Raw genomic sequence first — 12697 nt, 5'->3', positions numbered from 1 at the left:
AGATGAAAGCTGAACGAGGGAGAACTTCCCGACCAACGGCGCAAGTTGTGAACGTTCTGGGCTTTCGGCGGTTCCGTGTGCACACATAGCTTGGCTCCGTCCCGGAGGGGAAACCGGACGGAGGGGGCAGTGGACGGTTCCGGCCGCGGTCACACCGCAGCAGGGGCGAGCCGAGGGGGGTTCCGGACCGAGCGCGCACCGGACGGGCGCTACCGCTGGCAGTTGAAGGCGCCCAACGGCCGGGTGGTGGCGATCACCTCCGCGCTGTTCGAGACGCCCGGCGAAGCCGAGCGGGGCTTCGACGGACTGCGCGCCGGCGCCGACGGACTGACCGCGAGGATCACCCATGTCCGTGACGGGCTCGGCTGGATCTGGGTCGTCCCCGGCTCCCGCAGCCTGCCCGAGGTGCGCTCCAGCCGCGCGTACGAACGGTACGCGACGTGCCAGAACGCCTTCCGTCGCTTCGTCGTGCTGCTCGCCAAGCAGCCGCCGCGCGAGGCGGCGGTGCACGAGTCGCCCGTCCGCGAGGGGCCCGTCCGTGACGCGTCCGTTCGCGATGCCTCAGTTCGCGACGCGCCCTTGCGCGAGACGCCCGTCCGTGACCGGGCCGCGCGTGAACTCCCCAGGAGAGCAGTGTCGTTGAGACGCCCCGATGGCAGCTGAGCGGCGCGGACCGCGGCTGCTGATCGTGCCCGCGGCCGACCGCTGCGTGGGCTGGGCGCTGCGCGCCGCCAACGGGCGGCCGCTCGGCGTCGGCGTGCGGACGTACCGCAGCGAGGAGGAACTCGCCGACGCGGTGCGCGAACTGATCATCGAACGGGCCGCCCTGCGCTGCTCCACCGTCCAGGCCGAGGGCCGCCAGTGGGTGTGGTCCGCCCACCTGCCGGTGCGCACCACCCGGCCGGGCGCGGCCCCCGCCGTCCCGGTCGCCCGCAGCGCCCGCGGCTACCTGCGGCGCGACCAGTGCCAGGCGGGCGTCGAGGGCTTCCTGGCCGGACTCCAGTGGGTCGGGCAGGAGTGGCGGCGGTCCGGCCGCGACGGCCGCTGGCCGCTGTAGCGGCCGTACCGTTCGTGCCGTTCGGCTTCGTACGGTTCTGCTCCAGGCCGTTCCGCTTCGTGCTGTCCCGGTGAAGCGCAGGTTTCCGGCAACACCCCGAGCCGCCTCCTGGAGAAGAACGTCGACCGGGTTCGGAGCCCCTGTTCCGCCCCTGTCACATCCGGGTTGACCAGTGCCTAAACCTCGTCGAACCGATGAGTCGACATTCCCCGGCCGGCCCCGACGGCCCTTCCGACGGAACCTCCCGGCCGGACAGGATCGGCACTGCCGGAGCGGCCGCAGCAGACACGGCCCCCGGCCCCGGACTCCCCCCGGAGCACGGGTTCACGCGATGGACGTCTCTCCCTCGGAGGAAGAGGAACATGCGTAAGACCGCTGCCAAGCTGCTCACCGTCGCCGCCCTGGCGACCTCCCTGGTCACCGTCGTCAGCGGCTCGGCCCTGGCCGACCCGACCGTCACCCCGGCCGCCCAGGACATCGTCGGCGTCGGCTCCGACACCACCCAGGCCGTGCTGAACCAGTTCTCCACCGACTACAACGCCTCCCTGGGCGCCGGCTCCACCAAGCCGCACCTGTACAGCTGGGACGCGACCGGTTCCTCGCCGATCACCACCAAGACGGGCGCCACCTCGATCACCCGTCCGAACGGCTCCGGCGCCGGCATCTCGGCGCTGAACGGCAACACCAGCGCCACCGTGGACTTCGCCCGTTCCTCGCGGGACCCGCAGTCCTCGGACCCGAACACCTTCGACTTCGTCGCCTACGCGACGGACGCGGTGTCCTGGGCGGCCCAGAACGGCGGCCACGCGCCGGCCAACCTGACCACGCAGAACTTGAAGGACATCTTCAACTGCAACGTCACCGCCTGGAACCAGATCGACCCGAGCCTGTCGACCAACACCATCAAGCCCTTCCTGCCGCAGGCCAACTCCGGCACCCGCGCGTTCTTCCTGAAGACGCTCGGCATCACCACCATCAACTCCTGCGTCACCCAGGGCGTCCAGGAGAACCAGGGCAGCGCAAGCGTGCTGAACGACGCCGACGCGATCGTGCCCTACTCCGTCGCCCACTACATCGGCCAGGCCTACTACGGCAAGGGCAGCGGCAGCGACGTCCAGGGCCCGCTGACCGTCCGCAGCATCGACGGCGTCGCCCCGATCGACACCACCAACAAGGTGATCACCGACGACTTCGCGAACACCAACTACTCCCGCTCGGTCTACAACGTCCTGCGCCACTCCGAGTTCGTCGCCACCGACGCCCACGGCACCGCGCTGCAGGCCATCTTCGGCACCAACGGCTGGATCTGCACCAGCGCGACCGCGACCGCCGACCTCAAGAGCTTCGGCTTCCTGCCGCTGCCGTCCGGCGCCTGCGGCAGCACCATCCACTCCTGATCGACCCCGCACGACCCGGCGGCCACGGGCCTGGTGCCCGTGGCCGCCGGCCGTCGCAGGTGTGCTGGACCAGTTCTCGGCCGACCACGACGCGACCCTCCCGAGTTCGGACACGGCCACTGCCGACCCGGTCCCGCGGCAGCGCCCGCCACTCCTGACCATCTGCCACCACAGCACCACTCCACCTCTCCCAGGGAGTTCACCATGGCAAGAATCGGCGCCCGCCTCGCTGCCACCGGAGCAGCCGTGGTCCTCGGGGCCACCGGTTTCAGCAGCGTGGCCGTGGCCGACGGCACCGTCGCCACGACCACCGCGCCCACCGGCAGCGCGGTGATCACCGTCGACCAGCAGTTCCTGGCCAACACCGCGCTCAACGGCATCATCGTCGTCCCGCTGCCGTCGGCCACGGCGGACGACACCGACAACGTCCTCACCACGACCCTCCCGGTCACCGGTGGCGTCGCGAACATCCCGGCCTTCAACGGTCACGTGCAGTTCGGCGGCGGGCTGCTGTTCGTGAACCTGAACAACGGCAAGAACGTGGCCTTCAAGCAGCTCGACTTCGGCGTCCGGGCCTGGAACATCTCCGGCGTCCCGGTCGGCGGCACCGCGCCGGTCCCGCTGCTGGACCCGCGCGGCTTCACCCAGCGGGGCGTCACGGGCACGACCCAGACCCTGTCGGCCTCCAGCCTCCAGGTCGACGCCGCCGCGGCGCAGTACCTCGACACCGCGCTGAACACCACGTACTTCACGGGCGGCCAGTCGGTGGGCTCGCTCGCGCTGTCCTACACCCCCGGCAGCTGATCCGGCGCTCCGTACGGGACATCCGGTGATCGGCGGGCCCGCGCTTCGGCGCGGGCCCGCTCGCGTGCAAGGGGAGCACCCAACTCCGTTCCAGGGGCGCCGCGTTGTGTTCTCGTACATCCTGTCGACCGGATCCGGACACGTCCGGCTGGCCGAATGGTGGGTACTGGGGGTGCCCGGCCGTCGGCATGCCCGATCCCACCTTGCGCCGCGTGCTGGGCGGCGCGGATCCGCACGGAGGTGCCCGCCATGAGAGTCCGATTGCCCGACCGGAGGGATCCCGGGAGATGGCGCCGCCGCCTTCCGGCGGCTGCGCTGGTGTGGTCGGTGGTGGTGGCCCTCGGGGTGGTGCCGATCGGCCTGGGCGTCGGACCGCAGGCGGTGGCGGAGACCTCCACCGTGACCGTCCCGGGGCCGAACCTGTTCGATCCGAAGAACCCCGGAACGCCCGGCAAGCCCGGCAGCATCACCGTCTCCCAGACGAAGGACCTCACCAACCAGGTGGTCCAGGTCTCCTGGAGCGGCTTCACCCCGACCGTGGACGGCGTCGGGAACCCGAGGCCGACCGCGCACCGCTCGGACGCCACCACGTACTACGCCGTCCGCATCTACGAGTGCCGCGGCGAGAAGCCGAGCATCACCGACTGCTACGACAGCTCGCTGTACGGGGGGGACGCGGCGGCGGGCTTCCAGCAGGTGGCCCCCAAGGTGACGGCACCCGACTTCCCGAGCAACATGGTGATCGCACCGACCGGCCCGGACGGCTCCGGAGCCGCGGACGTCCAGCTGTACACCTCGGACCAGAGTCCGACGCTGGGCTGCGACGCCACCCACGCGTGCTCCCTGGTGGTGGAGGCCAACTACGGCGGGGACAGCCTCGGGGCGAGCAACGCCGCCCGCGCGGTCGACTGCGCGAACCACACCGTCGACAAGCAGCGCTCCCGGACCACCGCGGCCGACGCGGTGTTCAACCGCGTCGCCATGAACGGCATGTCGAGCGGCGAGCAGTGCGCCTGGCAGAACGCCAAGGTGATCCCGCTCTCGTTCGCGCCGACGCCCGCGGCCTGTGACTCGCAGGCGCCCGCGTTCGTGGCCGAGGGGCTGGAGATGGCCAACCGGGCGGTGCAGAAGTGGCGGGCCGGCCTGTGCATCGGGGCCTCGCCGCTCGCGTTCCAGTACCTCTCCGCCAGCGGTGAGCCGCAGGCCCGCAGCCGCTTCCTCGCCGGGACGACGGACGTGGCCCTGACGGCGCGTCCGGACCCGGCGACCCCGGCCCGGCCCTACGTCTACGCGCCGCTGGCGACCTCGGGGGTCTCGGTGGTGTTCCTGGTCGACGACCAGACCACCGGGCGGCAGATCCGGGACATGAAGCTCAACGCCCGACTGATGGCCAAGCTGCTCACCCAGTCCTACTCGCCGAAGGGTCTCGTCGACTCGGTGAAGGGCAACCCGACCTGCATCTTCGCGGACCCGGAGTTCCTGGCGCTGAACCCGCTGCCGGACTCCTCCGGACTCAAGTGGCCGAGGTTCTGCAACGTCAACGAGTTCGCCCCGACCGTCGTGGGCGGGACAACGGACCTCGTCCACCAGCTGACCTCGTGGATCGCCGCCGACCCGGACGCCGCACGCTTCCTGGACGGCGAGCCCGACCCGTGGGGAATGCACGTCGACACCTACTACCTGCGGCCGGCGTTCTCCGGGTACCCGGTCGACACCTTCATCCGGCAGGACTCCTCCGGGATCGACAAGCCCGAACCCACGAACGAGGAGAAGCACTGGCGCGAGTTCGAGTGGAACCCGGTCACCTCGGGACTCGGCGACGTGGTCCGCAAGACCCTGCAGAACAAGCCCAGTTGCATTCAGGCCAGCCTCAACGGGTCGGGTGGCCACGACGCGTGCGTGCCGATGGAGCCGGGCACCCGGACGCTCTTCTCGATCATGGACACCGGCCAGGCCAAGGCCTACTCCCTCCCCGAGGCCCAGCTGCTCAACCCGGCCGGCGCCTTCGTCTCCCCGGGGACCACCGGCTTCCAGGCCGCCGTCGCCGACATGACCGTCGACGCCTCGACGGGCGTGCAGTCGCTGCCGTACGGGACCGCCGACACGGCGTACTCCCGCGACCAGCGGGCCTACCCGCTGACCACCGTGCAGTACGCGATGGTGCCCACCCAGGGAGTCCCGGCCGACAAGGCCGCCGCGATCACCACCTTCCTGCGGACCACCACGACCAGCGGCCAGGTCTACGGCAACGAGCCGGGCCACCTGGCGCCGGGCTTCCTGGCGCTCACCAGCGCCCAGCGGGCCCAGGCGGCCGACGCCGCCACCCACGTGGAGGCGCAGGACGCCAAGCTGCCCGGCAACCAGGCCGCGCCGCCCAACCCGCCGGCCGTCACCCCCGGCGACGGGGGCACCGGCGGGGGAACCCCGGCGGAGGGCTCCGGCTCGGCGGGCGGCACCACCCCGGTCAGCGCCGGGACCGACAACGGCACGAGCGGTGGCGGCCCCGGCGCGGCCTCGACCGGCGGCCTCGGGGAGGGCACCGCGACCACCGGGGGCGCCGCCGCAGCCGCGGCCGCCGCCGGGGGCAAGACCCCGGGCGCCTCGCCGAGCACGCCCGGCAAGTCGCTGAGCGCCGCGCCCGTCGCGGCCGGGACCCCGGCCGCGGACCGCTCCGGCGCCGCCCGGCTGCTGCTGCCGATCGCGCTGATCGGCGGCCTGGTGCTGCTGGTCGGCGGGCCGGCGGCGCTGATCCTGGGCGGGACGCCGGCCGGGGAGCGGACGCTGGCGGGGCTGCGGAACGGGTGGTCGCGGTTGCGCCGTCGCCCCTGACGGCGGACGCGGGCTCCACCCGGCGGGGTTCCACCCGGTGGGGGCCACCCGTCGTCGCTCCACCCGTCGTCGCACCCCGCGTCCGACGGCTCGGCGAGGCCGCCGTCCCGGCCCGCCGAGCCGTCGGGCACCTGGCTCAACCTTCTGTTCAGAAAGCCGAGTTGACCGTCACCGCGTCGGATGGCCGGAAGGATCCGGCCACCCCGGCGCGGTCAACTCCGGCACCGAACTGGCTCGTTGGGGTCTCGTACACGTATCCGCCCCGGGGTGGACACCTCCGGATGGCCGAATGGGTGCGCACCGGAACCGCCGTCCGACCCCAACCGGCCTTCTCCACAGCGACTTCGCGCCGCCGAGCGCCCGCCGAGCGCCATCGGGGCAGCACAGCCACCACAGCCACCACAGCCACGTCGCGCCACCGTCCAGTCCGGGCGCCGCCCGGCCATCCGCACCCGAGCACGGAGAGCAGAGCATGACAGCCGCCGCCGAGCCCGCGGCCTCGTCCGCCGGGGCCCCGGGCAGACCGAACCGCGGAGCCGACACCGACGTCCCGCGCACCATCACCGCCCCCGCGACCCCCGGCGACCGGGTGTTCCGCGGGGTGCTGCGGGTGGCCGGGCTCTCGGTGTTCGCGATCATGGGCCTGATCGCGTTCTTCCTGCTGCTGCGCGGCTCGGACGCGCTGCGCGCCGTGGGCTGGTCCTTCCTGACCGAGCAGAAGTGGCAGACCGCCGCGCACACCTTCGGCATCGCCGCCGTCCTGCCGAACGGTCTGCTGATCGCCGTGATCGCGCTGGTCATCGCCGTCCCGGTGGCGCTCTCCACGGCGATCTTCATCTCCGAGTACGCGCCGGCCCGGCTGCGCGCCTCGCTGGTCTCGCTGATCGACCTGATGGCGGCGATCCCGAGCATCATCTACGGCCTGTGGGGGCTGTTCTTCCTCCAGCCGAGGATCATCGGTTTCAGCCGCTGGCTCTCCAACCACCTCGGGGACACGATCCCCTTCCTCAAGGTGCGCACCGGCGACATCGGGACCTCCTACACCTCCTCGACGTTCATCGCGGGCGTCGTCGTCTCGCTGATGATCATCCCGATCGTCACCTCGCTCAGCCGGGAGGTCTTCTCCCAGGCCCCGCAGGGCGAGCGGGAGGGCGCCTACGCGCTCGGCTCGACCCGGTGGGGGATGGTGCGCACGGTGGTGCTGCCGTTCGGCCGCGGCGGCGTGATCGGCGCGGTCATGCTGGGCTTCGGCCGGGCGATGGGCGAGACGATCGCGGTCGCGCTGATCATCTCCCCGAACTTCAAGGCCATCAGCCACATCCTGGAGAACGGCGCCAACTCGATCTCGGCGCTCATCGCGCTGCGCTTCGGCGAGTCGGACGCGCTCTCGCTCTCCGCGCTGATGGCGGCCGGACTGGTGCTGTTCGCGCTGACCCTGCTGGTCAACGTGGCGGCCGGCTTCGTGATCAACCGGTCCCGCTCCGGCGCCTCGACCGCCGACTGAGGCGGCGCACCGACATGACCGGTCCCGCTGAGACCCCTGCCGCACCGACCCCGGCGGCGACCCCCGCCGGGCCCCCGGCCGAGACCCTGTCGAAGGGAACGACCCGATGACCACGCTCGACCTGCCTCCGGCCGCCGCCGCCCAGGGGCCCGCCGTCCCCGGGGCCGCCGCGCCCGCGGCCGGCCCGGCGGAGCCGCGTCCGGAGAAGCGGGTGAAGCTCGGCGGCGCCACCCGCGAGGACGTGTTCACCGTGGCCGGTTCGTCGATCGGCTCGCTGGCCCTGAACTGGACGCTGTACGAGCGGGTGCTGCCGTTCAGTGGCGCCTTCGGCTTCCTGGTCTGCTGGTACCTGCTCTTCCTGGCCGCCTACTTCACGCTCGGCCGGCTCCAGTGGGGCCCGCTGCTGGTGCGCGAGCGCCTGGTCTCGGTCGTGGCGTGGAGCGCGGGCCTGCTGGTGCTGGCGCTCATCGTCGACCAGGTCGGCTACCTGGCGGTGCGCGGCTTCGAGGCCGCCCAGCACCTCAACTTCTTCACCGAGTCGATGGAGCGCACCGCCGCGCTCTCCCCGATCACCTCCGGCGGCGCGCTGAACGCGATCGTCGGCTCGCTCGAACAGGTCGGCCTGGCCACCCTGTTCGCGGTACCGCTGGGCATCGCCGCGGCGATCTTCATGTCCGAGGTCGGCGGCCGGATGGCCAAGCCGGTGCGGACCCTGGTGGAGGCGATGACGGCGCTGCCGTCGATCGTCGCCGGCCTGTTCGTGCTCGGCATCGTGATCCTGACGCTCGGCTTCGACAAGAGCGGCTTCGCGGCCTCGCTCGCCCTCACGGTGATGATGATGCCGATCGTCACCCGGGCCTCCGAGGTGGTCATCCGGCTGGTGCCCGGCACCCTGCGCGAGGCCTCGTACGCGCTGGGCGGGAGCCAGTGGCGGACGGTGTGGAACGTCGTCCTGCCGACCGCCCGGCCCGGCCTGGTCACGGCGGTCGTGCTCGGGGTGGCGCGCGGCATCGGGGAGACCTCGCCGGTACTGCTGACCTCGGGCTTCACCCCGCAGTTCAACGCCGACCCGTTCCACGAGCACCAGGTGTCGCTGCCCCTGTACATCTGGAACTACGTCAAGCAGCCCTACCCCGAGATGGTCGCCCGCGCCTTCGCGGCGGGGCTGACCCTGATGGCGCTGGTGCTGGTCCTCTTCGTCACCGCGCGGGTGCTCGGCGGCCGTCGCCCCGGCGAGCTGACCCGCGGTCAGCGGCGCCGGATCGACCGGGAGGCGCGGCGGGCCGAGAGCGCCGCCCGGGCCGCCCGGGCCGACGTCCACCCACCCGTCGGCCACCCGTCCGTCGCCCATCCGCCTGTCGTCCACCCGCCTGTCGTCCACCCGCCCGTCGCGCTGCCCGGGAACAGCTGATGAACCGTCCAACCACCCTCCGTACCAGAGGAGTTCTCATGTCATGGGAGGCCGCAAGGCGCTCCGTGGCCCGCGCCTTGGCGTGCCTGTCCGCGTTGCTGCTCACCGCGGGCACCCTGCTGTTCGGGCAGGCCGCACCGGCCTTCGCCGCCTCGGTCGCGCTCAGCGCCGACGGCTCCAGCTGGGCCGGCCCGGCCATCGACCAGTGGCGCCAGGACGTCGGGCCGCAGGGCATCCAGATCAGCTTCAACCCGGTGGGGTCGGCGGCCGGCCGGACCGCCTGGAGCAACGGGCAGGACGACTTCACCGCCTCGGACGTGCCGTTCCGCAGCACCGAGGACACCGGCCTCAACTCCGGTGCCCGCACCAGCGGCCAGGGCACCAGGGAGAACCCGGTCTACGGCTTCTCCTACGTGCCGATCACCGCGGGCGGCACGACCTTCATGTACAACCTGGTGGTCGGCGGCAAGCAGGTCCGCGACCTGCGGCTGTCCCCGCAGACCGTCGTGGACATCTTCACCAACAAGATCACCAACTGGAACGACCAGAAGATCACCGCCGACTACGGCAAGCAGCTGCCCAACCTGCCGATCACCCCGGTGGTCCGCTCGGACGGCTCCGGCGCCACCGCGCAGTTCACCCGCTGGATGGAGCACACCCACAAGGACCAGTGGGACGCCTACTGCTCCTCGGTCAATGGCACCACCTGCGGCGACTACACCGAGTTCTTCCCGCCGTCCGGCCGGATGGTCGCCCAGAACGGCTCCGACGTGGTCGCCGGCTACATCAAGGCCGCGGCCGGCCTGGGCACCATCGGCTACGACGAGTACGCCTTCGCCAAGCGCAGCAACTGGCCGGTCGTGAAGGTGCTCAACCAGGCCGGCTACTACTCGCTGCCGACCGCCTCCAACGTGGCCATCGCGCTCACCGCCGCCAAGATCCGCGGCGTGGACGACGACACCCCGGCGTCCGACCCGAACTACCTCCAGCAGAACCTCGACGGCGTCTACACCATGGACGACCCGCGCTCGTACCCGATCTCCAGCTACAGCTACGTGATCGTGCCGCGGGCCGGCGCCGCGCTGCCCCCGCCGGGCCGGTTCAACAACGACAAGGGCGCCGCGCTCAGCCGCTTCCTCGCCTACGTGCTCTGCGAGGGCCAGGGCGAGGCCGACGGCCTCGGCTACTCGCCGATCCCGCGCGGCCTGGTCAAGGGCGGGCTGCTGCAGACCAAGTCGATCCCCGGCAACGCCAGCCCGGTCAACCCGGACACCCTGGCCAACTGCGCCAACCCGACCTTCAACTCGGCCGGTGAGCTGACCGTCCTCAAGAACGCCCCGCAGCCGAGCCCCTGCGACAAGCAGGGCGCCCCGCTGGACTGCACCGTCCAGAACGGCCAGGCGGTCAAGACCGGTTCGGGCGGCTCCGGCGGCTCCGGCGCTTCCGGTGGCACCGGCGCGGCCGGCGGCTCCGGCGGAACGGGTGGCACCGGCCACGGCACCGGCGGGAACGGCAGCAGCGGGGGCAGCGGTGACGCGGCCGGCACCGGCGGCGCCGCAGCCGGTGGCGACCCGAACGCCGCCGCCGCGGCAGGCGACCCCGCCGCGGACGACGGCTCCGGCGACGTGGTCGACCCGCAGACCGGCCAGGTGGTCGCGCGCGGCCGGGGCGGCGCCACCGAGGTCGCGGCCAACGTGGTCGAGGTGAGCGGCCGGCCCGAGGACTGGACGCTGTCCTCGCTGACCGCCGTGGAGCTGCTCGCCGTCGTCCTCGTCCCACCGCTGCTCGGCCGCCGGCTGCTGCGCCGGCGCAAGGGTTCGGGCGGTGCCTCGTGACGGCACCGGTCCTGGAGAAGCCGCTCGTCCTGGCGCCGCCCGCGGCCGGGCCGCCCCCGGCCCGGCCCGCCGCCGTCACCCCCGCCCGGCGCCGCTTCCTCCAGGGCGCCTGGGCGGCCAGCCTGGCGGCCGCCCTGGTGCTGGGCTTCGTCGGCTTCCTGTTCACGCTCTCGCACGTCCAGGAGCGGCACTACCAGTCGACGGCGTACAAGACCTTCCGGGACCAGCTGGCCCGGGCCGTCGCCCCGACCGGAGCGGCCGCCGACGGCGACCCGGTGGCACTGGTGGACATCCCGGCGATCGGCCTGCACCAGGCCGTGGTGGTCGAGGGCACCACTGGCCGGGACCTGATGCGCGGCCCCGGCCACCGCCGGGACACCGCACTGCCCGGCCAGAGCGGGGTGGCGGTGCTGTTCGGCCGCGGCGCGACCTTCGGCGCGCCGTTCGCCCGGCTGTCCGGGCTGCGGGTCGGCGACCGGATCGAAACCACCACCGGGCAGGGCACGTTCACCTACGTGGTCAACGTGTACGGCGACGGCGACCACCCGATCACCGACCCGGCCCGCAACCGGCTGGTCCTGGTCACCGGTGACTCCGACTGGATCCCCGGCTCCACCGTGATGGTCGGCGCCCGGCTGGAGGGCGACCCGCAGCAGAACCCCGGCGGCCGCCCCGCCACCGTCGCCTACGACAAGGCGCTGGCCGCGGACAAGGGCGCGCTGGCCACGCTCCAGCTCTGGTCGCTCGCGCTGCTCTGCGCGGTGGCCGGGGCGCTGCTGCTGGCCCGGTACTGGCGCCGCTCGACCGCCTACCTGAGCGCCGCGCCGGTGGTCGGCGCCCTGCTCTGGGCGGTCTACGAGAACGCCGCCGCCCTGCTGCCCAACCTCTACTGACGCGCGCCCGGAGGACGTACCGATGACCGACACCGCCGACACCGCCGACACCACGCACCAGCCGCACGACGCGGCGGTCGACCCGGCCGCCGACACCCTCACCCTCCCGCCGGTCCCCGTCCCGGTCCCGGTCCCGGTCCCGCCGGTCACCCCGGCCTCCCCGCCTTCTCCCGCGCAGGGCCCCGACGGGGTGCTCGCCGGGCTGGAGACCCGGGACGTCTCCGCCTGGTTCGGCAGCCGCAAGGTGCTGGAGCGGGTCTCCCTGGGGATGCCGGCCGGCGAGGTCACCGCGCTGATCGGGCCGTCCGGCTGCGGCAAGTCCACCTACCTGCGGATCCTCAACCGGATGCACGAGATGGTGCGCGGCGCCGCCCTGGCCGGCGAGGTGCTGCTGGACGGGGACGACGTCTACCGGCCCGGCCGGCGCCCCGCCGAGGTGCGGCGCCGGATCGGCATGGTGTTCCAGCGGCCCAACCCGTTCCCGGCGATGTCCATCCAGGACAACGTCTCCAGCGGGCTCAAGCTGGCCGGGATCAAGGTCTCCAAGGAGGAGCGCCGTCACCTGGTGGAGACCAGCCTGCGCCGCGCCGGGCTGTGGGACGAGGTGGCCACCCGGCTGCACGCCCCCGGCGGCTCCCTCTCCGGCGGTCAGCAGCAACGCCTGTGCATCGCACGGTCGTTGGCCGTCTCACCGGACATCCTGCTGATGGACGAGCCGTGCTCGGCGCTCGACCCGACCTCCACCCGCCGGGTCGAGGAGACCATCGCCGAACTGCGCGGGCGGCTCACCATCGTGATCGTCACCCACAACATGCAGCAGGCCCAGCGGGTCTCCCAGCGCTGCGCGTTCTTCCTCGCCACCCACGACACCCCGGGCCGGATCGTCGAGGCCGGGCCGACCGAGCGGCTGTTCGGCAGCCCGCGCGACCAGCGGACCTCCGACTACGTCAACGGCCGCTTCGGCTGA

At 72.8% G+C, this 12697-nt stretch carries 10 protein-coding genes; all 10 read left to right on the top strand.

Translation table 11 applies throughout. The annotated features are described in order from the left end of the window. Positions 1-129 precede the first annotated feature (129 nt). The 10 genes from ACZ58X_RS23545 to ACZ58X_RS23500 all read left to right on the top strand — a co-directional run bounded on the left by ACZ58X_RS23545 (position 130) and on the right by ACZ58X_RS23500 (position 12697). On the top strand, positions 130-663 hold the full coding sequence (locus ACZ58X_RS23545) for a YegP family protein (protein ID WP_470335577.1): 534 nt from the start codon (positions 130-132) through the stop codon (positions 661-663). After that, on the top strand, positions 653-1057 hold the full coding sequence (locus tag ACZ58X_RS23540; RefSeq protein WP_402481845.1) for a hypothetical protein: 405 nt from the start codon (positions 653-655) through the stop codon (positions 1055-1057). Before ACZ58X_RS23545 ends, ACZ58X_RS23540 begins: the two co-directional genes overlap by 11 nt. 362 nt (positions 1058-1419) lie before the next feature. Beyond that, positions 1420-2454: a PstS family phosphate ABC transporter substrate-binding protein gene (locus tag ACZ58X_RS23535; RefSeq protein ID WP_470335576.1), complete on the top strand. Its 1035-nt coding sequence runs from the start codon at positions 1420-1422 to the stop codon at positions 2452-2454. Between the two features lie 204 nt (positions 2455-2658). Next, on the top strand, positions 2659-3258 hold the full coding sequence (locus tag ACZ58X_RS23530; protein WP_470335575.1) for a hypothetical protein: 600 nt from the start codon (positions 2659-2661) through the stop codon (positions 3256-3258). A 327-nt stretch (positions 3259-3585) separates the two neighbouring features. After that, entirely contained in the window at positions 3586-6087 is a 2502-nt protein-coding gene (locus tag ACZ58X_RS23525) for a hypothetical protein (RefSeq protein ID WP_470335574.1), read from the top strand. Between the two features lie 472 nt (positions 6088-6559). Beyond that, positions 6560-7591, top strand: coding sequence for a phosphate ABC transporter permease subunit PstC (pstC, locus tag ACZ58X_RS23520; protein WP_470335573.1), 1032 nt, complete (start codon positions 6560-6562; stop codon positions 7589-7591). 106 nt (positions 7592-7697) lie between these two features. Then, positions 7698-9002 carry a phosphate ABC transporter permease PstA gene (pstA, locus tag ACZ58X_RS23515; RefSeq protein WP_470335572.1) on the top strand — a complete coding sequence of 435 codons (1305 nt, stop codon included), beginning with the start codon at positions 7698-7700 and terminating at the stop codon, positions 9000-9002. A gap of 38 nt (positions 9003-9040) precedes the next feature. Continuing rightward, entirely contained in the window at positions 9041-10837 is a 1797-nt protein-coding gene (locus ACZ58X_RS23510) for a substrate-binding domain-containing protein (RefSeq protein WP_470335571.1), read from the top strand. After that, the gene (locus ACZ58X_RS23505; RefSeq protein ID WP_470335570.1) at positions 10834-11730 is read left to right on the top strand and encodes a sortase; all 897 of its coding nucleotides are present in this window, start codon (positions 10834-10836) and stop codon (positions 11728-11730) included. Before ACZ58X_RS23510 ends, ACZ58X_RS23505 begins: the two co-directional genes overlap by 4 nt. 190 nt (positions 11731-11920) lie before the next feature. Then, positions 11921-12697 carry a phosphate ABC transporter ATP-binding protein gene (locus ACZ58X_RS23500; protein WP_470335667.1) on the top strand — a complete coding sequence of 259 codons (777 nt, stop codon included), beginning with the start codon at positions 11921-11923 and terminating at the stop codon, positions 12695-12697.

It is taken from the genome of Kitasatospora sp. NPDC040550, from assembly GCF_055594965.1.
This window is presented reverse-complemented; position numbering and strand designations above follow the sequence as displayed.

Coding starts and splice junctions, on each gene's coding strand:
- ACZ58X_RS23510 (WP_470335571.1), top strand. CDS start 9,041: ATGTCATGGGAGGCCGCAAGGCGCTCCGTGGCCCGCGCCTTGGCGTGC.
- pstA (WP_470335572.1), top strand. CDS start 7,698: ATGACCACGCTCGACCTGCCTCCGGCCGCCGCCGCCCAGGGGCCCGCC.
- pstC (WP_470335573.1), top strand. CDS start 6,560: ATGACAGCCGCCGCCGAGCCCGCGGCCTCGTCCGCCGGGGCCCCGGGC.
- ACZ58X_RS23535 (WP_470335576.1), top strand. CDS start 1,420: ATGCGTAAGACCGCTGCCAAGCTGCTCACCGTCGCCGCCCTGGCGACC.
- ACZ58X_RS23540 (WP_402481845.1), top strand. CDS start 653: ATGGCAGCTGAGCGGCGCGGACCGCGGCTGCTGATCGTGCCCGCGGCC.
- ACZ58X_RS23530 (WP_470335575.1), top strand. CDS start 2,659: ATGGCAAGAATCGGCGCCCGCCTCGCTGCCACCGGAGCAGCCGTGGTC.